Genomic DNA, 18,604 nt, shown 5'->3' on the forward strand with positions numbered 1-18,604 from the left:
TCCGCCGTCGCCTCCTCCGCCGTCGCCTCCTCCGCCGTCGCCTCCTCCGCCGTCGCCTCCTCCGCCGTCGCCTCCTCCGCCGTCGCCTCCTCCGCCGTCCTCGACTCGTCAGCCGCCGTTCTGCTCCCCGCCATGGCCCACCCCGCCGTTCGCGCTTCCGACATCATTCACGTTGTCGTGAATGATGTCGGAAGCGTGATTGATTGCGCAAGGGTGAGCGCTCACCGGAGCGTGATTGCGTGCGGCGCGGCCGATCTGCCAAGGTGGTGCCCGTGGCCGAGCACGATCTGGAACCCGCCGACGGCGGCGAGCAACCCACCACCTGGGTCAAGGAACGCCAGGTGGCCGACGTCGCCGTGCTCAAGGCACTGGCCGACCCGTTGCGGCTGGCCATCCTCGGCGCCCTGAAGTCCGGCGAGGAGCGCCCGCTCACCGCCAAGGAGATCGCCGCCGCGCTCGGCGAACCGCAGACCAAGCTCTACCGCCACATCAAGCAGTTGGAGAAGGCCGGGCTGGTCATCGTGGCCGGCACCCGGCTGGTCTCCGGCATCGTCGAGAGCCGCTACGCCGCCGCCCAGGAGTCGATCCGGCTCGCCCCGGAGATGTTCACCGCCGACTCCCCGGGCCGCTCCGAGGCGTACGACGCCATCCTGGCCGCCATCGACCGGGTCCGCGGCGACTTCCGGGCCCATGTCCTCGGCGGGCGGCTGGACTTCAGCTCGCCCCGGGACGGATCGGTCGGGCCGCCCGGACTGTTCGCGCACTCGACGCTGCGGCTCAGCCCGGACCGGCTGATCCGGCTGCGGACCCAACTCGCCGCAGTCATCGACGAGCTGAACGGGGAAGCGCCCAGCACGGCCGAGGACGCGGTGGACGTGACGGTCTTGACCCTGCTCTACGGACTCCAGCCGGGCACGGAATCATAAACTCCGCGCCGACTGTCGGTGCGGTGGGACACGATGACCGGCATGTCCTATGAACTCCAGGCCCTGATAGGAACATTCGAGCTGTTGGCGGTGGCCGCGGCGGAAACCTCGACGGCCCGGGTGGTGCCACTGGCACAGGGTCTGGCCCTGATACCGGTCACCCCCGCGGTGCTCTCCGCCCTCCAGACCGACGGCGGCTCGACGAAGCCCGCCGAGGCGGCCGGCTTCGGCTGGCACCCGGGCGGCTTCGAACTCCGGCTGGCCGCCTGGTCCAAGGCCGGCCCGATCGCCTGCGTCGAGGCCGAGTACTTCGGCGGCAGCGGCACCCAGCGCGCCGCCGTCTGGGAGAACGGCCGGATCGTCCTCGGCCCGCTCACCAAGGGCGAGTTCGAACCCTTCCCGCCCGAGGGCTCCCCGATCTCCCGCGCCCTGCGGCGGATCGGCGCCCGCACCGAGGCCGGCCGGGTGGACGAGTTCGAGTCCGTCGGCCTGTCCGCCCACCGCGGCACCAGCGGCTGGGCCGCCGCCGACTGACCCCACCCACGCGAAAGGCCCCGCCCCCCGGAGCTCGAACTCCCGGGAACGGGGCCCTGCCGCACAGCCCCCGCGGGGTCAGCGGTAGTTCACGTACTGGATCGCGAAGTCCAGGTCCTTGCCCTTGAGCAGTGCCTGTACGGTCTGCAGGTCGTCGCGGCTCTTCGAGCTGACCCGCAGCTCGTCGCCCTGGACCTGCGCCTTGACGCCCTTCGGGCCCTCGTCGCGGATGATCTTCGCGACCTTCTTGGCATCCTCCGTGGAGATGCCCTCCTTGATGTCCGCGAAGATCTTGTACTCCTTGCCGGACAGCTGCGGCTCGCCGGCGTCCAGGGCCTTGAGCGACAGTCCGCGCTTGATGAACTTGCCCTGTAGGACGTCCAGGATGGCCTTCACGCGCTCCTCGCCGTTGGCCTTCATCTCGATCTTCTCGCCGGAGCGGCTGATCTCGCCGCCGACGCCCTTGAAGTCGAAACGGGTGGCGATCTCACGGGAGGTCTGGTTGATCGCGTTGTCGACCTCCTGCCACTCGACCTTCGAGACGATGTCGAAACTGGAGTCGGCCATGGGTGTTGGTCTCCTTGATGTTCTGGCTTCACTGGCACGGCCTGCCCCACCGGGCGTCCGCCTCCCCAGCCTATCCAGCGCCACCCCGCCCCCGCCCCCGACAGCCACGCCGTGGCCCTTGATCATCACGTGACCTATCGAGTGGCGGAGCACCCCCCGGCATCAGGTATTGTTTACGAAGTCGAACGGGGCGAACGCCCCGGGGGACAAGATCCTGGCTGGTTGCCCGAGCGGCCAAAGGGAGCAGACTGTAAATCTGCCGCGCAAGCTACGCAGGTTCGAACCCTGCACCAGCCACAGGACAGAGAACGGCCCCCGATCTGCGGAGACGCGGATCGGGGGCCGTTGTCGTTTTCCCGCCGCGTGAGCGTCGCAGCGCTGCCGTGCCGGCGGCGGGGACACTTATTGCGCATTGCTTGCAATTACGGGCAGCAGGCAGCAGAGTGGGTGCGGGGGTGGGTGGGGCCGTTCAGCGTGATTGTGGTGGTGTCCCGGGTGTGCGTAGGGCGCGCCGGGGGTTCTTCGCAAGAGCTGGTCGTCTTCCCAACCGGCGCCCGCCGGGACAGCGGCCCACCCACCCCCGCCACCGGCCCCCGCCATGAGCTCTCCCGCGGCGCGTCAAGGGCCCGTCAATGGTTCCTGGGACGGCGTCAGGAACGCGTAGGGGTTGGGTGGAGGGCGGGGGTGCGGCCCGCAGGATCGGAGGAACAACCGATCGCGGAGGTTCCGTCCGATGTCCAGCGCCATCACCACCCCGGCCGTCACGGCCGAACCCGAGCCGCCGGACGCCGGCGCGGGCGACGAGCGGCACCGGTTGAGTGCGCTGGGCGGTCTGGCGGCGCTGTCGTTGGACGCCATGGCCTCGGTCGCGTACGGGCCGGAGTCGATCGTGCTGGTGCTGGCCGCGGCCGGGGCGTACGGGCTGGGGTTCACGCTGCCGGTGACGGTGGCGATCGCGGTGCTGCTGGGCGTGCTGGTGGCGTCGTACCGGCAGGTGATCGCGGCGTTCCCGGACGGCGGCGGCTCGTACGCGGTGGCGAAGGAGCACCTGGGCCGGCGGACGGCGCTGACCGCGGCCGCCTCGCTGGTGATCGACTACATCCTGAACGTGGCGGTCTCGGTGACCGCGGGGGTGGCGGCGCTGACCTCGGCGGTGCCGAGCCTGTACGACGACCGGGTCTGGCTGTGCCTGGGCGTGCTGGCCCTGGTGACGGCGGTGAACCTGCGCGGGATCGCCGAGTCGGCGCGCTGGTTCATGGCGCCGACGGCCGTCTTCGTGGTGTCGATCCTGGCGATCATCGTGGTCGGCCTGTTCCGGGACGGCCCGGCGAGCACCGCGGCCGCCGCGGGCCACGCGTCGACGCTGGCCGAGAACGCCACGACCGTCGGTGCGTTGCTGCTGCTCAAGGCGTTCGCGGCCGGGTGCTCGGCGCTGACCGGGGTGGAGGCGGTGGCGAACGCCGTTCCGTCGTTCCGGACCCCGCGGGTGAAGCGGGCGCAGCACACCGAGGTGGTGCTCGGTGCGCTGCTCGGCGTGATGCTGATCGGGCTGGCCGTGCTGATCGGCCGTTTCCACCTCCAGCCGGTGGAGGGCGTCACGGTGCTGGCTCAGCTCGCCGACGCCTCGCTCGGCCACGGCGCCGCGTTCTACGTCGTCCAGTTCGCCACCGTGGTGCTGCTCGGGCTGGCCGCGAACACCTCCTTCGGCGGGCTGCCGGTGCTGCTGCACCTGCTCGCCCGGGACAACCACCTGCCGCACGTGTTCGCGCTGCGGGCCGACCGCCAGGTGCACCGGCACGGGGTGCTGTTCCTGGCCCTGGTGTCGGCGGCGCTGCTGGTCGGTTCGGGCGGGGACGTGAACAGCCTGGTGCCCCTGTTCTCGATCGGCGTGTTCGTCGGGTTCACGATCTGTCAGGTCGGCATGGTCCGGCACTGGTCCGTGCACCGGCCGGCCGGCTGGGTGTGGAAGGCCGCGCTGAACGGGTTCGGCGCGCTGCTCACCGGGGTCGCGACGGTGGTGGTGACCGGCACCAAATTCACCGAGGGCGCCTGGGGCATCGTGGTGGCGCTGCCGCTGCTGGTGGCGCTGTTCGAGGCGGTGCACCGGAGTTACGGGCTGATCGGCGAGCGGCTGGAGCTGGGCCGGGTGCCGGGCGCGGTGACCCGCCAGCGCAGCCTGGTGGTCGTGCCGGTGACGGCCATCACCCGGCTGACCCGGGACGGCCTGTCGGCGGCGCTGTCGCTCGGCGACGAGGTGCTGGCGGTGACGGTGGTGCACGAGCAGGCCGAGGCGGAGGCGCTGCGGCGGGACTGGGAGCTGTGGCAGCCGGGCGTGCCGCTGGTGGAGATCCCGGAGGACCGCCGCCGGCTGGGCCGGCCGATCGCCGCGTTCGTGAACCGGCTCGGCGAGGAGCACGTCTACGACCGGTTGACGGTGCTGATCCCGGAGGTGGAGCCGGCCCGCTGGTGGCAGCGGGCGCTGCAGAACCGGCGCGGCGCCGTGATCGACCGCGCGCTGCGGCGGCACACCGACGCGGTGGTCTGCCGACTGCGGATGCGGATGTGACCCGGGCCGCCACCGCTGAGGCGCCGGGCCGCCACCGCTGAGGCGCCGGGCGTCCACAGCTTGGACGCCCGGTAACAACCTGGCATCTTGACACGGTCTTAACGGGGGGGCCTTGACGCCCTCGATACGCCCGGCACGTGCCCGCCCGCAGCGGCCCTGACCTGCGGGAAGTCCATGAGGGCGGGACGTGCCGGGCCGGTGCCGCAACGGATTCCGTCGTGTCCGACCGAACTTACGCTCGCCAACGTGTTCAACGTGCCCCAGGCGCTGAAGCGCCTCGTCATCGGCCGGGCCATGCGCAGCGAGGAGCTCGGCGAGACGCTGCTGCCCAAGCGGCTGGCGCTGCCGATCTTCGCCTCCGACCCGCTCTCCTCGGTTGCCTACGCGACGCAGGAGATCCTGCTGGTGCTCACCGTCGGTGGCGCCGCCTTCCTCTACCTGACCCCGTGGGTCGCGGCCGGTGTGGTCGCGCTGATGGCGGTCGTGGTGATGTCCTACCGCCAGGTGGTGCACGCCTACCCGAGCGGCGGCGGCTCGTACGAGGTGGTGTCCCGCAACCTCGGCGCCAACTCCGGTCTGGTGGTGGCCGCCTCGCTGCTGGTCGACTACGTGATGACGGTCGCGGTGTCGGTGGCCTCCGGGGTGGACAACATCATCTCGGCGCTGCCGTCGCTGGCCGGTCACCGGGTCTGGCTGGCGCTGGGCTTCGTGCTGCTGCTGATGGCGGTGAACCTGCGCGGAGTCCGGGAGTCCGGCAAGGCCTTCGCCGCGCCGACGTACCTGTTCATCGGCGGCATCCTGCTGATGGTGGTCACCGGGCTGGTCCGGGTCGCGCTCGGCGACGCGCCGGTGGCGTCCAGCGCCTCGTACGGGATCCTCCCGGAGGACGGCAAGGACACGGTGGCCGGCCTCGGCCTGCTGATGCTGGGCCTGCGGGCGTTCGCCTCCGGCTGTACGGCGCTGACCGGGGTGGAGGCGATCTCCAACGGCGTCCCGGCCTTCCGGGCGCCGAAGGCGAGGAACGCCGCGCGCACCATGGCCGTGATGGGCACCACGGCCGTGGTGATGTTCGCCGGCATCACCGCCCTCGCGCTGATCGCCAAGGTGCACATCACCGAGGGCGGCGCCTGCCGGCTGACCGGCTTCCCCGGGGACTGCGCGAGCACGCCCCAGCAGACCGTGATCGCCCAGCTCGCGGCGGCGATCTTCGGCGGCGACCACAGCGTGCTGTTCTACGCGATCCAGGCGGTCACCGCGCTGGTGCTGATCCTGGCCGCCAACACCGCCTTCAACGGCTTCCCGCTGCTGGCCTCGATCCTGGCCGAGCACCGCTACCTGCCCCGGCAGATGCACACCCGCGGGGACCGGCTGGCCTTCTCCAACGGCATCATCGCGCTCGCGGTGGTGGCCGGCGGGCTGCTGTGGCTGTACGACGCGAACGTCACCAGCCTGATCCACCTGTACATCCTGGGCGTCTTCACCTCCTTCACGCTGTCCCAGATCGGCATGGTCCGGCACTGGAACCGGGCGCTGGCCACCGAGACCGATCCGGCGGTGCGCCGCTCGGCGCTGCGCTCCCGGGTGATCAACGCCTTCGGCGCGGTCGTCACCGCACTGGTGCTGGTGATCGTGCTGCTCACCAAGTTCACCCAGGGCGCCTGGCTGGCCGTGGTCGCCGCGCTGGTGTTGTGGCTGATGATGCGCGGCATCCGCCGGCACTACGACGGCGTCGCCGCCGAGCTGGCGGTGGACGATCCGGAGGCCGAGTCGGCGCGGCCCGCCCGGGTGCACGGGGTCGTGCTGGTGTCCAAGCTGCACAAGCCGACGCTGCGGGCGCTCGGCTACGCGGAGGCGTTCCGGCCGGACTCGCTGGAGGCGCTGACGGTGGCGGTGGAGCCGGAGGCGACCGGTGAGCTGGAACGGCAGTGGACGGAGGCCGGCGTCCGGGTGCCGCTGAAGGTGCTGGACTCGCCGTACCGGGAGATCACCAAGCCGGTGCTGGCGTACGTGCGGGAGCACCGCCGGGACAGCCCCCGGGAGGCGGTCGCCGTGTTCATCCCGGAGTACGTGGTCGGCCACTGGTGGGAGCACCTGCTGCACAACCAGTCGGCGCTGTGGCTGAAGAGCCGGCTGCTGTTCACGGCGGGCGTGATGGTGATCAGCGTGCCGTGGCAGCTGACCTCCTCCGGGCGCGCAGGCGGCCCGTCGCGCCGGGCGCCCGGCGCGGTGCGCCGGGGTGAGCCTGCCCCGGGGAGCGGGTACGAGCGGCTCCCGGCGCCGGAGAAGGTCTGACCGGAGCAGCAGCCGGCCCCCCTCGGCCCCGTCGGCCCCGCCCGCACGAGCCCGCACGAGCCCGCACGAGCCCGCACGAGCCCGCACGAGCCCGCACGAGCCCGCACCCGTACGGAAGCCCCGGAATCCCGGGGCTTCCGGCGTTCCGGCGCCGGGCCGATCACGGCCTGATGACGACGGTCACGGCCCGGTGAAGCGGGCGTCAAGGTCGCGTCAACGTCCCGCAGTCACCCGTATGGAGGGCGTCAGGGAGCCATAACGCGCCTCTGACGGCTGCTTTGCTGCATCTGCCGGTCGTCCGCCGGCGCCGCGCGAAGCCCCCGGCCCGCCCGCGGCAGTCTCCCGAACCGCTCTGGTGGAGCCCATGTCCGATCTCATCTACGTCGGTGTCACGGTCGCCGTGTTCGCCGTCATCGCCCTGATCGCGCGGGGGGTGGAGAAGCTGTGAGCGCGGAGAACATCGCAGGTCTGATCGTGGCCGTCGCGCTCGTCGGCTATCTCGTCGTGGCGCTGATCTTCCCGGAGAAGTTCTGACATGGGATCCACTCTCGCGGGCTGGCTGCAGGCCCTGGCCCTGGTCGGGGCACTGGCCCTGTGCTACCGCCCCCTTGGCGACTACATCGCCAAGCTCCTCACCACCACCAAGCACCTCAGAGTCGAGCGCGGCATCTACAAGCTGATCGGCGTCGACGGCGACGCCGATCAGCGCTGGCCGGTGTACCTCCGCTCGGTGCTGGCCTTCTCGGCCGTCTCCGTCCTCTTCCTCTACGGTCTGATCCGCCTCCAGGGCTACCTGCTGCTGAACCTGGGCGTTCCGCAGATGGAGGGCCACCAGGCCTGGAACACCGCGATCTCGTTCGTCGCCAACACCAACTGGCAGTCCTACGCCGGTGAGTCCGCGATGGGCCACCTGGCGCAGATGGCGGGCCTGGCGGTGCAGAACTTCGTCTCCGCGGCCGTCGGCATCGCCGTCGTCGGCGCGCTGATCCGGGGCTTCACCCGCAACCGGACCGACCGGGTCGGCAACTTCTGGGTGGACCTCACCCGGATCAACCTGCGCCTGCTGCTGCCGATCTCGATCGTGTTCGCCCTGGTCCTGGCCGCCTCCGGCGTGATCCAGAACTTCCACGGCTTCCACGAGGTGGCCACGCTCAGCGGCGAGGTGCAGAAGATCCCGGGCGGCCCGGTGGCCTCCCAGGAGGTCATCAAGCTGCTCGGCACCAACGGCGGCGGCTTCTTCAACGCCAACTCCGCGCACCCGTTCGAGAACCCGACCGGCTTCTCCAACCTGGTCGAGATCTTCCTGATCCTGCTGATCCCGTTCGCGCTGCCGCGGGCCTTCGGCCGGATGGTGGGGGACAACCGCCAGGGCTACGCGATCCTCGCGGTGATGGGCCTGTTCTGGGTCGCCTCGACCGCCCTGCTCACCTTCGCCGAGTCGCAGCACCAGGGCACCGCCCTCCAGGCCGCGGGCGCCGCGATGGAGGGCAAGGAGCAGCGCTTCGGCATCGCCGCCTCCGGCCTGTTCGCCGCCTCGACCACGCTGACCTCGACCGGCGCGGTGAACTCCTTCCACGACTCGTACACGCCGTTCGGCGGCGGGCTGACGGTCTTCAACATGATGCTGGGCGAGATCGCGCCCGGCGGTGTGGGCTCCGGCCTGTACGGCATGCTCGTGCTGGCGATCGTCGCGGTGTTCGTCGCCGGTCTGATGGTCGGCCGCACCCCCGAGTACCTGGGCAAGAAGCTCGGCGGCCGGGAGATGAAGTTCGCCTCGCTGTACATCCTCACCACGCCGACCCTGGTGCTGGTCGGCACGGGCCTGGCGATGGCCCTGCCGGGGGAGCGGGCCGGGATGCTCAACTCGGGCGCCCACGGCTTCTCCGAGGTGCTGTACGCCTTCACCTCGGCCGCCAACAACAACGGCTCGGCCTTCGGCGGCATCACCGTCAACACCGACTGGTACGACACGGCGCTCGGCCTGGCGATGATCTTCGGCCGCCTCCTGCCGATCGTCTTCGTCCTGGCGCTGTCCGGTTCGCTCGCCCAGCAGCAGCCGGTCCCGGCCACCCCGGGCACTCTGCCCACCCACAAGCCGCTGTTCGTGGGCCTGCTGTCGGGCGTCATCCTGATCGTCGTCGGCCTCACCTACTTCCCGGCCCTGGCTCTCGGGCCGATCGCGGAAGGTCTCTCCTGATGTCCACCCCTACGCTCAACCCCGCACCGGTCGACAAGGCCGAGCCCGCCGCGCAGCACAGAGTGGCCAGCGGCCTGCTCGACCCGAAGCTGATCGTCGCGTCCCTGCCGGACGCGGTGAAGAAGCTCGACCCCCGGGTGATGGTCAAGAACCCGGTCATGTTCGTGGTCGAGGTCGGCTCGGTGGTCACCACCGTCTCCGCGATCGCCAGCCCGTCCGTGTTCGCCTGGGCCATCACCGTCTGGCTCTGGCTCACCACGATCTTCGCCAACCTGGCCGAGGCCGTCGCCGAGGGCCGCGGCAAGGCCCAGGCCGACACCCTGCGCAAGACCAAGACCGAGAGCGTCGCCCGCCGGCTCACCGACTGGCCCGCCACGCAGGCCGAGGAGGAGGTGCCGGGCACCGCGCTGCGGCTCGGCGACCACGTGGTGGTCGAGGCCGGGCAGATCATCCCCGGCGACGGCGACGTCGTCGAGGGCGTCGCGAGCGTCGACGAGTCGGCGATCACCGGCGAGTCCGCGCCGGTCATCCGCGAGTCCGGCGGTGACCGCTCGGCGGTGACCGGCGGCACCAAGGTGCTGTCCGACCGGATCGTGGTGAAGATCGCCTCGGAGCCCGGCAAGTCGTTCATCGACCGGATGATCGCCCTGGTCGAGGGCGCCGCCCGGCAGAAGACGCCGAACGAGATCGCGCTGAACATCCTGCTCGCCTCGCTGACCATCGTCTTCCTGGTCGCCGTGGTGACCCTGCAGCCGATGGCCACCTACGCGGGCGCCCCGCAGTCGATGATCGTCCTGGTCGCCCTGATCGTGGCGCTCATCCCGACCACCATCGGCGCGCTGCTCTCCGCGATCGGCATCGCCGGCATGGACCGGCTGGTGCAGCGCAACGTGCTGGCGATGTCCGGCCGGGCCGTCGAGGCGGCCGGCGACGTCAACACCCTGCTGCTGGACAAGACCGGCACCATCACCCTGGGCAACCGCCAGGCCGCCGAGTTCCTGCCCGCCCCGGGCGTGTCCACCGAGGAACTGGCCAGCGCCGCGCAGCTGTCCTCCCTCGCGGACGAGACCCCGGAGGGCCGCTCGATCGTGGTCCTCGCCAAGACCGAGTACGGCCTGCGGGCCCGCGCCCAGGGCGAGCTGACGCACGCCACCTGGGTCCCGTTCACCGCCCAGACCCGGATGTCCGGCGTCGACCTGGACGAGGCCGAGGCGGTCCACCAGGTCCGCAAGGGCGCGGCCGGCGCGGTCACCAACTGGGTGACCGAGAACGGCGGTTCGGTCGGCAACGAGGTCTCCGCCCTGGTCGACGGGATCTCCGCGGCCGGCGGCACCCCGCTGGTGGTGGCCACCAAGGTCGGCGCCAAGCCGGCCCGCGTCCTCGGGGTGATCCACCTCAAGGACGTGGTCAAGGAGGGCATGCGGGAGCGCTTCGACGAGCTCCGCCGGATGGGCATCAAGACCATCATGATCACGGGCGACAACCCGCTGACCGCCAAGGCGATCGCGGAGGAGGCGGGCGTGGACGACTTCCTCGCCGAGGCCACCCCCGAGGACAAGATGGCGCTGATCAAGAAGGAGCAGGAGGGCGGCAAGCTGGTCGCGATGACCGGCGACGGCACCAACGACGCCCCCGCGCTCGCCCAGGCCGACGTCGGCGTGGCCATGAACACCGGGACCATGGCGGCCAAGGAGGCCGGCAACATGGTCGACCTGGACTCCAACCCGACCAAGCTGATCGAGATCGTCGAGATCGGCAAGCAACTGCTGATCACCCGTGGCGCGCTGACCACCTTCTCGATCGCCAACGACGTGGCCAAGTACTTCGCGATCATCCCCGCGATGTTCGCCGGGGTCTACCCGGGTCTGAGCCACCTCAACATCATGGGCCTGCACAGCCCGCAGTCCGCGATCACCTCGGCGATCATCTTCAACGCCCTGGTCATCATCGGCCTGATCCCGCTCGCCCTGCGCGGTGTGCGCTACCGCCCGTCCGACGCCAGCTCCCTGCTGCGCCGCAACATCGGGGTCTACGGCTTCGGCGGTCTGGTGGTGCCGTTCGTCGGCATCAAGCTGATCGACCTGATCGTCCAGTTCATCCCCGGCCTGAGCTGAGAGAGGAGAATCCGATGTCCAAGCCCCTGCCGACGACCGTCCGCACCCACTTCACCGCACTGCGGGCGCTGCTGGTGCTCACCGCGATCCTCGGGATCGCCTACCCGCTGCTGGTCACCGGGATCAGCCAGGTCGCCTTCACCGAGAAGGCCAACGGCTCGCTCGTGAAGTCCGACGGCAAGGAGGTCGGTTCCAGCCTGATCGGCCAGAACTTCAACCTCCCGAAGAAGAACCCCGACGACCCGAAGGAGGAGGCGCAGCCGGACCCGAAGTGGTTCCAGCCCCGCCCCTCCGCGGCCGGGACGGGCTACGACTCGTCCTCGTCCGGCGCCTCCAACCTCGGCCCGAACAGCGACGACCTGCTGAAGGCCGTCAACGACCGCCGCGCCGCCGCCGCCGAGTTCGACGGCGTCGCCCCGGAGAGCGTCCCGGCCGACGCGCTGACCGCCTCCGGCTCCGGCCTCGACCCGTACATCTCGGTCGCCTACGCCGAGGAGCAGGTGAACCGGGTCGCCAAGACCCGGAACCTGTCGGCGGACGCGGTGCGGAAGCTGGTCGAGAAGTACACCGTGGGCCGCTCGCTCGGCTTCCTCGGACAGGAGGGCGTCAACGTCCTCCTGCTGAACCGGGCACTCGCGGAACAGAAGTGACCGGCGGAACCGGAATGACCGACGGAACAGAAGTGACAGGTCAACGGCTGGATCCGTGAAACAGGCCGACCCGGGCCGGGGCACCACCCCCGCGCCCGGGTCGGCCGCCGTACGTCCCGACCCCGGCCCGAGGACGCCCTGGCGGCAGCCCTCGCAGGAACGAAAGAGCAGTGCCCATGGCCCGCGACCTCACCCCCGGCACCGGCATCCGCAAGGGCCGGCTGAGGGTGTACCTCGGTTCCGCCCCGGGGGTCGGCAAGACCTACCGGATGCTGGACGAGGCCCGGCGCAGACAGGAGCGCGGGGCCGACGTCGCGGTCGGGTACATCGAGTGCCACGGCCGCCGCCACACCGAGGGCATGCTGGACGGCCTGGAGGTCCTGCCGCGTGTCCGACGCTCCTACCGTGACGCCGAGTTCGACGAGATGGACCTCGACGCGGTGCTCACCCGCCGTCCGTCCGTCGTGCTGGTCGACGAACTGGCGCACACCAACATCCCCGGTGGCCGCCACGCCAAGCGCTGGCAGGACGTCGAGGAACTGCTGGCCGCCGGGATCGACGTCATCACCACCGTCAACATCCAGCACCTGGAATCGCTGAACGACGTCGTCCAGAAGATCACCGGCATCCCGCAGCGCGAGACCGTCCCGGACGAGGTGGTCCGCCGGGCCGACCAGATCGAACTCGTCGACATGGCCCCGCAGGCGCTGCGCCGCCGGATGGCCCACGGCAACGTCTACAGGGCGGAGAAGGTGGACGCCGCGCTCTCCAACTACTTCCGGGTCGGCAACCTCACCGCCCTGCGCGAACTCGCCCTGCTCTGGGTGGCCGGGCGGGTCGACGAGGGCCTGCGCGACTACCGGGCCAGCCACAACATCGACCGCGTCTGGGAGACCCGCGAACGCGTCGTGGTCGCCCTCACCGGCGGCCCCGAGGGCGAGACCCTGATCCGCCGCGCCGCCCGGATCGCCGACCGCACCGCCGGCGGCGACCTGCTGGCCGTCCACGTCTCGCGCAGCGACGGCCTGGCCGGCGCCTCCTCCGGCGCGCTCGCCCAGCAGCGCCAGCTGGTGGAGACCCTCGGCGGCAGCTACCACGTGGTGGTCGGCGACGACATCCCCACCGCGCTGCTCACCTTCGCCCGCGCCCACGACGCCACCCAGCTGGTGCTCGGCACCAGCCGCCGCGGCCGGATCAACCGCTTCCTCACCGGCCCCGGCATCGGCGAGACCACCGTGGACGACTCCGAGGACATCGACGTCCACATGGTCACCCACGAGTTCACCGGCCGCGGCCGGCTGCCCTCGCTCGGCCGCCGCCACTCCAGGCGCCGCACCATCGCCGGCTACGCCGCCGGCCTCGTGGTGCCCTGGCTGCTGACCGCGATCCTGTCCCAGGCGCACGAGAGCATCAACCTCACCACCGACGCGCTGATCTTCCAGCTCGGCGTGGTCATCGTCGCCCTGCTCGGCGGCGCCACCTCCGCCCTGCTGGCCTCGGTCACCGCCTCGCTGCTGCTCAACTACTACTTCATCCCGCCGATACACGCCCTGACCATCGGCGAGACCAACAACATCGTCGCCCTGGTCGTCTTCGCCTCCGTCGCGCTCGCCGTCGCCACCATCGTCGACCACGCCAGCCGGCTCACCAGTCGCGCGGCCCGGGCCACCGCCGAGGCGGAGACCCTCTCCACCCTGGCCGGCAGCGTGCTGCGCGGCGCCGACGCGCTGTCCGCCCTGATGGAGAAGTCCCGGACGGCCTTCGGCATGCAGGCCGTCGCCCTGCTCTCCCGGGTCGACGACGAGGTGCTCGCCCACTCCGAGGCCGAGCACCAGGACGACGCCGACGGGCAGAGCGAGACCACCGAGGTGCCGGTCGGAGCGGACGCCGTCCTGGTCCTGACCGGCCGCCGGCTGCCGGCCGCCGACCAGCGCGTCCTCACCGCCTTCGCCGCGCACGTCGCCGTCGCGCTGGAACGCGACCGGCTCGCCGTGGTCGCCGCCGAGGTCGAGCCGATCAAGGCCGCCGACCGGATGCGCACCGCCCTGCTCGCCGCCGTCAGCCACGACCTGCGCACCCCGCTCGCCGCCGCGCTCGCCTCGGTCGGCTCGCTGCGCAGCCCCGACGTCGAGTTCTCGCCCGAGGACCAGGCCGAACTGCTCGCCACCGCCGACGAGTCGCTGGTCAAGCTCACCCGCCTGGTCGACAACCTGCTCGACATGAGCCGCCTCCAGGCCGGCGCGCTCACCCTGCACCTCGCCGAGACCCACCTCGACGAGATCCTGCCCCGGGCGCTCGACAGCCTCCCCGACCCGTACGCCCCGATCCAGCCGCTCGACCTGGACACCGCGCCGCCGGTGCTCGCCGACCCGCCGCTGCTGGAGCGGGTGCTCGCCAACGTGATCACCAACGCGCTGCGCTACAACGCGCCCGGCGCGCCCGTCCTGGTCACCGCCAGCCACCACGCCGACCAGGTCGAGATCCGGGTGATCGACCGCGGCCCCGGCATCGCCCTGGAGGAGCGCGACCGGGTCTTCCTGCCCTTCCAGCGCCTCGGCGACACCGACAACACCACCGGTGTCGGCCTCGGCCTCGCGCTCTCCCGCGGCCTGGCCGAGGCCATGGGCGGCAGCCTGGAGGTCGAGGACACCCCCGGAGGCGGCACCACCATGCTGCTCACCCTGCCCGCCGCCACTCGGGAGGAGCCCGTACATGAGTGGACGAACTGAACGAACCGCCGAAAGCCGCGTGTCCCGCGAAGCGACCGCCGAACGGAGCGAGGTGGCCGCATGAGCGAGATCCTGATCGTCGACGACGAACCGGCCCTACTGCGCACGCTGCGGATCAACCTCAGCGCCCGGCAGTACGCCGTGCGGACGGCCGCCAGTGGCGGCGAGGCGCTGGACCGCGCCGCGCACTCCGCCCCCGACGCCGTGCTGCTCGACCTCGGCCTGCCGGACCTGGACGGCATGGACGTGCTGCGCGGCCTGCGCACCCGCAGCGCGATGCCGATCATCGTGCTCTCCGGCCGGTCCGGTGCCGCCGACAAGGTGGGCGCCCTCGACGCGGGCGCCGACGACTACCTCACCAAGCCGTTCCTGATGGAGGAACTGCTGGCCCGGCTGCGTGCCGTGCTGCGCCGGCCGGTGGGCGGTGCCCCGCCGGGGCGGCCGGTGATAGGCGACCACACCGTCGACCTGACGGCCACCACGGTGACCGGCCCGCGGGGCCCGGTGCGGCTCACCCCGACCGAGTGGCGGATCCTCTCGCTGCTGGTGGCCAACCCGGGCCGGCTGGTGCCCGGGCGGCAGATCCTGCGCGAGGTGTGGGGGCCGGCCCAGGAGGCGCGCGGCAACTACCTGCGGGTCTACCTGGCCGGGCTGCGCCGCAAGTTGGAGCGCGATCCGGCCCGCCCGCGGCACCTGATCACCGAACCGGGGATCGGGTACCGGTACGAGCCCTGAGCGCCGCCCCGGCCGCCTCCGCGTCAACGACCCGTCAAGAGCGGCTCGGAGAGCGACAGGGGAACGTCAAGGCGGGCCCGGGGCGGTGTTCCGTGGGCGTAGCGTCAGTGCTGACCGAGCGGGTCCGGCTCCGATGTGGGGGAGGCCCGGGACCGCTCCAGCCGCCGTCGAACGGCGGCCAGCAGGTGGGGGAGGGGCGCGCGACATCTGTCGCGCGCCCCTTGAATTTTCTCGGGGCTGTTCAGCCCCCGCCGATGCTCCCGGACTGCCGGGGCAGCGCCAGCGCCACGGTGTCCGCGAACTCCCGCACCGCGCTCGTCCGGCTGACCACCCGGCCGCTGTGCACCACCAGCCGGCTGTGGCCGCCCGCGAGCGCCCCGGCCAGGCTGTCCCCGCGCACCGCCAGCAGCTCCGCCGGGAACCCGGCGTCCACCCGGACCGGCGGCAGCCCGAGCGCCGCCCGGGCCTGGTTCGCCACCGCGTCGTACGCCGCCTCCAGGTCCAGCTCGCCGCCCGCCGCCAGCAGGTACGCCGACTCCAGCGGATCCGCCCGGCCGACCGGGTTGGACTGGTCCCGTAGCGCGCCGCTGCCGGCCGCCAGTGGCACCCGGGCGTCCGTCAACTCCCGCAGCAGGCCCGGCCGCAGCCCCGGCGACCGGCCCTCCAGCCCGGTGCAGCCGCCGTTCTGCGGCAGGCAGACCACCCGCACCCCGCCGGTCGCCAGCACCGTGGACGCGCCCCGGGCCAGCGCCCCGCACGGCCCGAGCGTCACCCGCGGCCGCAGCGGGGCCAGCGCGCCGACCAGCCGGGCGAGTTGGGCCGGATCGCCGGCCGTGGTGTGCAGGTCCACCGGGCAGTCCGCCTCCCGGGCGGCCTCCAGCAGCACGTGGACGTACCCGGCCGGATCCGGGTCCAGCTCCGGGCAGCCGCCGGCCGCGGTGGCGCCGAGCTTGAGCGCCTCGCGCAGTTGCGCCCGGCCGTCGGCGCCGGCCCGGCCGGTGAGCAGCCGGGGCATCGCCACCGCCTGGAGTTCGGCCAGGCCGCGCAGCGCCTGCCGGGCGGTGAGCACCGCCTCCAGCCGGCGCAGCCCGTGCACGTCGCCGATCCGGACGTGGGTGCGCTGGGCGGTGGCGCCGTAGCCGAGCGAGGCGAGCGCGGCCTCGGTGACCCGCCGGGTGAGGTCGGCGGGGCTCTCCGGCGGCGGGGCGGCGAGGGCGGCGGAGAAGGCGGTGTCGTAGTGGGCGTGCGCCTCGGCGGGGGCCGGCAGCAGCAGGTAGCCCTTGAGGTCGATCCGGGCGCCGGTGGTGATGGTGGGCGCGCCGGGCAGGGCGGGCAGCGGGCCGAGGCTGCCGACGGTGCCGACGGCCTGGATCCGGTCCCCGCTGATCCGGACGTCCACCACCCGCCCGTCGGCCAACCGGGCGCCGGTGAGCAGGAGGACCGGTCCGTGCCCGAGCGGGTTGGCTGTCGGGCCGGAGCCGGAGTGCGGTCCGTCGGCGGCTGCGCTGTCCATCGCAGGCTCCTTCCCGCGCTGGCCCGTCCGGTCGGCCGGGCCGTCCTGATCCCGGGTCGTCCTGACGCCCCGGGCCGTCCCCGTCAATGAGGGTCGAGCCTATGGCGCGTGGCGTCGGGGCGCTCGGAGGCGGGCAATAGTCGTATCGGGTCGGGCCGTGCGGCTGGTGGGCCGATCGAACGCGGGGCCTTGGATCGTCCGTCCGTTCACCTCGCCGACCTGCGGTCTTCGCGTCGGGATACGGATTTCACCTCTGGGCGCGGAACGTGTAATCTCTTCCTCGTTCGCCCCTATAGCTCAGTCGGTAGAGCGTCTCCATGGTAAGGAGAAGGTCTGCGGTTCGATTCCGCATGGGGGCTCTGGTGAAAAGCAGTCGGCTTCGGTTGTGCTGCGGATCACTGTGGCGGTGTAGCTCAGTTGGTAGAGCAAGCGGCTCATAATCGCTGTGTCACCGGTTCAAGTCCGGTCACCGCTACCCCGCGTAGTCGGTCGGGAGATCGCACTCCCGGTCGGCTACTCTTGTTGTGTTCTTATTCGTTGTCCCAGGAAGGCACTCCCGTGGCTGCCACCGACGTCCGCCCGAAGATCACGCTGGCCTGCGTGGAGTGCAAGGAGCGGAACTACATCACCAAGAAGAACCGGCGTAACGACCCGGACCGTCTTGAGATGAAGAAGCACTGCCCCCGCTGCAACTCGCACACCGCGCACCGCGAGACCCGCTGACCCTCTCGCAGGGCATCGGGCCTGTGTGACAGGTCTTGAGCTCCGGGCCGCATCCCTCAGGGGGTGCGGCCCGGAGTTTTTCGCGTATGCACCCATGCGCGCCCCGCCGGCGGCAACGGCCGCCGGATCCACCGTGCTTCCGAGGAGTTGCCCCATGGCACTCGACCCCTCCTTCATCGGGCGGACCTACCCGCCCACCGAGCCGTACGAGGTCGGCCGGGAGAAGATCCGCGAGTTCGCGATCGCGATCGGGGACACCAACCCGGCGTTCACCGATCCGGCGGTGGCGAAGGCGCTGGGCCACCCCGACGTGATCGCCCCGACGACCTTCCCGTTCGTGATCACCTACCGGGCGGCCGCCCAGGTGGTCGAGGACCCGGAGCTGGGCCTGGACTACAGCCGCGTGGTGCACGGGGACCAGAAGTTCTCCTACTCCCGCCCGGTGCTGGCCGGCGACCGGCTGACGGTCGCGGTCACCATCGACAACATCAAGTCGCTGGCGGGCAACGACGTGCTCACCGTGCGTGGCGAGGTGTCGGACGCGATCGGCGAGCACGTGGTGACGTCGATCATGACGCTGGTGGCCCGGGCCGCCGACGAGACGGGGAAGTGAACACGATGGCGATCAGCTACGACGAGGTCGAGGTCGGCACCCAGCTGCCGGCGCAGTCCTTCCCGGTGACCCGCGACACCCTGGTGCGGTACGCGGGCGCCTCCGGCGACTTCAACCCGATCCACTGGAACGAGAAGTTCGCCGTGGAGGTCGGCCTGCCGGACGTCATCGCGCACGGAATGTTCACCATGGCCGCGGCCATTCGGGTGGTCACCGACTGGGTCGGCGACCCGGCCGCGGTGGTCGAGTACGGCGTCCGCTTCACCCGCCCCGTCCCGGTGCCGAACGACGGCGTCGGCGCGGTGGTCGAGGTGTCGGCCAAGGTCGCCAAGCTGCTGGACGACCGCAAGGTGCAGGTCGACCTGCTGGCCACCACCGGCGGGCAGAAGGTGCTCGGGATGTCCAGGGCGGTCGTCCGGCTAGCCTAGGCCCCCTCTGTCGGCTG

At 71.7% G+C, this 18,604-nt stretch carries 15 protein-coding genes and 3 tRNA genes; 16 read left to right on the plus strand and 2 right to left on the minus strand.

The annotated features are described in order from the left end of the window. Positions 1 to 272: 272 nt before the first annotated feature. Together ABT015_RS05325 and ABT015_RS05330 are read left to right on the plus strand one after the other, a co-directional pair. Positions 273 to 926 carry an ArsR/SmtB family transcription factor gene (locus ABT015_RS05325; RefSeq protein ID WP_350877016.1) on the plus strand — a complete coding sequence of 218 codons (654 nt, stop codon included), beginning with the start codon at positions 273 to 275 and terminating at the stop codon, positions 924 to 926. A 42-nt stretch (positions 927 to 968) separates the two neighbouring features. Continuing rightward, positions 969 to 1,460, plus strand: coding sequence for a hypothetical protein (locus ABT015_RS05330; protein WP_350877018.1), 492 nt, complete (start codon positions 969 to 971; stop codon positions 1,458 to 1,460). A gap of 78 nt (positions 1,461 to 1,538) precedes the next feature. On the opposite strand, the gene ABT015_RS05335 is transcribed toward ABT015_RS05330, so the two are convergent. Then, positions 1,539 to 2,027, minus strand: a complete 489-nt coding sequence (locus ABT015_RS05335; RefSeq protein WP_063348915.1) for a YajQ family cyclic di-GMP-binding protein — start codon at positions 2,025 to 2,027, stop codon at positions 1,539 to 1,541. Between the two features lie 216 nt (positions 2,028 to 2,243). Between ABT015_RS05335 and ABT015_RS05340 the strand changes: the two genes are divergently transcribed. The 9 genes from ABT015_RS05340 to ABT015_RS05380 all read left to right on the plus strand — a co-directional run bounded on the left by ABT015_RS05340 (position 2,244) and on the right by ABT015_RS05380 (position 15,310). After that, positions 2,244 to 2,324, plus strand: a tRNA-Tyr gene (locus tag ABT015_RS05340). Positions 2,325 to 2,760: 436 nt separating this feature from the next. After that, positions 2,761 to 4,593 (plus strand): APC family permease, encoded by a 1,833-nt coding sequence (locus ABT015_RS05345; protein WP_350877021.1) that lies wholly within the window; start codon positions 2,761 to 2,763, stop codon positions 4,591 to 4,593. A 294-nt stretch (positions 4,594 to 4,887) separates the two neighbouring features. Then, on the plus strand, positions 4,888 to 6,885 hold the full coding sequence (locus ABT015_RS05350) for an APC family permease (RefSeq protein WP_350877393.1): 1,998 nt from the start codon (positions 4,888 to 4,890) through the stop codon (positions 6,883 to 6,885). A gap of 444 nt (positions 6,886 to 7,329) precedes the next feature. Then, positions 7,330 to 7,419, plus strand: a complete 90-nt coding sequence (gene kdpF / locus ABT015_RS05355) for a K(+)-transporting ATPase subunit F (RefSeq protein WP_037971201.1) — start codon at positions 7,330 to 7,332, stop codon at positions 7,417 to 7,419. Position 7,420: 1 nt separating this feature from the next. Further along, on the plus strand, positions 7,421 to 9,082 hold the full coding sequence (gene kdpA, locus ABT015_RS05360) for a potassium-transporting ATPase subunit KdpA (protein ID WP_350877024.1): 1,662 nt from the start codon (positions 7,421 to 7,423) through the stop codon (positions 9,080 to 9,082). Beyond that, entirely contained in the window at positions 9,082 to 11,196 is a 2,115-nt protein-coding gene (kdpB, locus tag ABT015_RS05365) for a potassium-transporting ATPase subunit KdpB (protein WP_350877026.1), read from the plus strand. The genes kdpA and kdpB overlap by 1 nt, the downstream gene beginning before the upstream one ends. A gap of 14 nt (positions 11,197 to 11,210) precedes the next feature. Further along, a complete protein-coding gene (gene kdpC, locus ABT015_RS05370; protein WP_350877028.1) occupies positions 11,211 to 11,846 on the plus strand; it encodes a potassium-transporting ATPase subunit KdpC in 636 nt (211 codons plus the stop codon). A 176-nt stretch (positions 11,847 to 12,022) separates the two neighbouring features. Beyond that, positions 12,023 to 14,575 carry an ATP-binding protein gene (locus ABT015_RS05375; RefSeq protein WP_350877030.1) on the plus strand — a complete coding sequence of 851 codons (2,553 nt, stop codon included), beginning with the start codon at positions 12,023 to 12,025 and terminating at the stop codon, positions 14,573 to 14,575. Positions 14,576 to 14,635: 60 nt separating this feature from the next. Further along, entirely contained in the window at positions 14,636 to 15,310 is a 675-nt protein-coding gene (locus tag ABT015_RS05380) for a response regulator (protein ID WP_350877032.1), read from the plus strand. A 241-nt stretch (positions 15,311 to 15,551) separates the two neighbouring features. On the opposite strand, the gene ABT015_RS05385 is transcribed toward ABT015_RS05380, so the two are convergent. Beyond that, entirely contained in the window at positions 15,552 to 16,823 is a 1,272-nt protein-coding gene (locus ABT015_RS05385; protein ID WP_350877034.1) for an amidohydrolase family protein, read from the minus strand. Positions 16,824 to 17,109: 286 nt separating this feature from the next. On the opposite strand from ABT015_RS05385, the gene ABT015_RS05390 reads away from it, so the two are divergent. The 5 genes from ABT015_RS05390 to ABT015_RS05410 all read left to right on the plus strand — a co-directional run bounded on the left by ABT015_RS05390 (position 17,110) and on the right by ABT015_RS05410 (position 18,587). Next, positions 17,110 to 17,182, plus strand: a tRNA-Thr gene (locus ABT015_RS05390). A gap of 43 nt (positions 17,183 to 17,225) precedes the next feature. After that, positions 17,226 to 17,298, plus strand: a tRNA-Met gene (locus tag ABT015_RS05395). Between the two features lie 83 nt (positions 17,299 to 17,381). Beyond that, positions 17,382 to 17,546 carry a 50S ribosomal protein L33 gene (gene rpmG / locus ABT015_RS05400; RefSeq protein ID WP_006604855.1) on the plus strand — a complete coding sequence of 55 codons (165 nt, stop codon included), beginning with the start codon at positions 17,382 to 17,384 and terminating at the stop codon, positions 17,544 to 17,546. A 154-nt stretch (positions 17,547 to 17,700) separates the two neighbouring features. Further along, entirely contained in the window at positions 17,701 to 18,159 is a 459-nt protein-coding gene (locus ABT015_RS05405; protein WP_350877036.1) for an FAS1-like dehydratase domain-containing protein, read from the plus strand. Between the two features lie 5 nt (positions 18,160 to 18,164). Continuing rightward, positions 18,165 to 18,587, plus strand: coding sequence for a MaoC family dehydratase (locus tag ABT015_RS05410; RefSeq protein WP_063351327.1), 423 nt, complete (start codon positions 18,165 to 18,167; stop codon positions 18,585 to 18,587). Positions 18,588 to 18,604 lie beyond the last annotated feature (17 nt).

The organism is Kitasatospora sp. NPDC094016 (assembly GCF_040304045.1).
Lineage (GTDB): Bacteria > Actinomycetota > Actinomycetes > Streptomycetales > Streptomycetaceae > Kitasatospora.

Excerpts from the sequence above, each read along its gene's own strand:
- ABT015_RS05350 (WP_350877393.1), top strand. The coding sequence starts at position 4,888 with ATGCGCAGCGAGGAGCTCGGCGAGACGCTGCTGCCCAAGCGGCTGGCG.
- ABT015_RS05345 (WP_350877021.1), top strand. The coding sequence starts at position 2,761 with ATGTCCAGCGCCATCACCACCCCGGCCGTCACGGCCGAACCCGAGCCG.
- kdpC (WP_350877028.1), top strand. The coding sequence starts at position 11,211 with ATGTCCAAGCCCCTGCCGACGACCGTCCGCACCCACTTCACCGCACTG.
- ABT015_RS05405 (WP_350877036.1), top strand. The coding sequence starts at position 17,701 with ATGGCACTCGACCCCTCCTTCATCGGGCGGACCTACCCGCCCACCGAG.
- kdpB (WP_350877026.1), top strand. The coding sequence starts at position 9,082 with ATGTCCACCCCTACGCTCAACCCCGCACCGGTCGACAAGGCCGAGCCC.
- ABT015_RS05385 (WP_350877034.1), bottom strand. The coding sequence starts at position 16,823 with ATGGACAGCGCAGCCGCCGACGGACCGCACTCCGGCTCCGGCCCGACA.
- ABT015_RS05335 (WP_063348915.1), bottom strand. The coding sequence starts at position 2,027 with ATGGCCGACTCCAGTTTCGACATCGTCTCGAAGGTCGAGTGGCAGGAG.
- ABT015_RS05410 (WP_063351327.1), top strand. The coding sequence starts at position 18,165 with ATGGCGATCAGCTACGACGAGGTCGAGGTCGGCACCCAGCTGCCGGCG.
- ABT015_RS05375 (WP_350877030.1), top strand. The coding sequence starts at position 12,023 with ATGGCCCGCGACCTCACCCCCGGCACCGGCATCCGCAAGGGCCGGCTG.
- ABT015_RS05330 (WP_350877018.1), top strand. The coding sequence starts at position 969 with ATGTCCTATGAACTCCAGGCCCTGATAGGAACATTCGAGCTGTTGGCG.
- kdpA (WP_350877024.1), top strand. The coding sequence starts at position 7,421 with ATGGGATCCACTCTCGCGGGCTGGCTGCAGGCCCTGGCCCTGGTCGGG.
- ABT015_RS05380 (WP_350877032.1), top strand. The coding sequence starts at position 14,636 with ATGAGCGAGATCCTGATCGTCGACGACGAACCGGCCCTACTGCGCACG.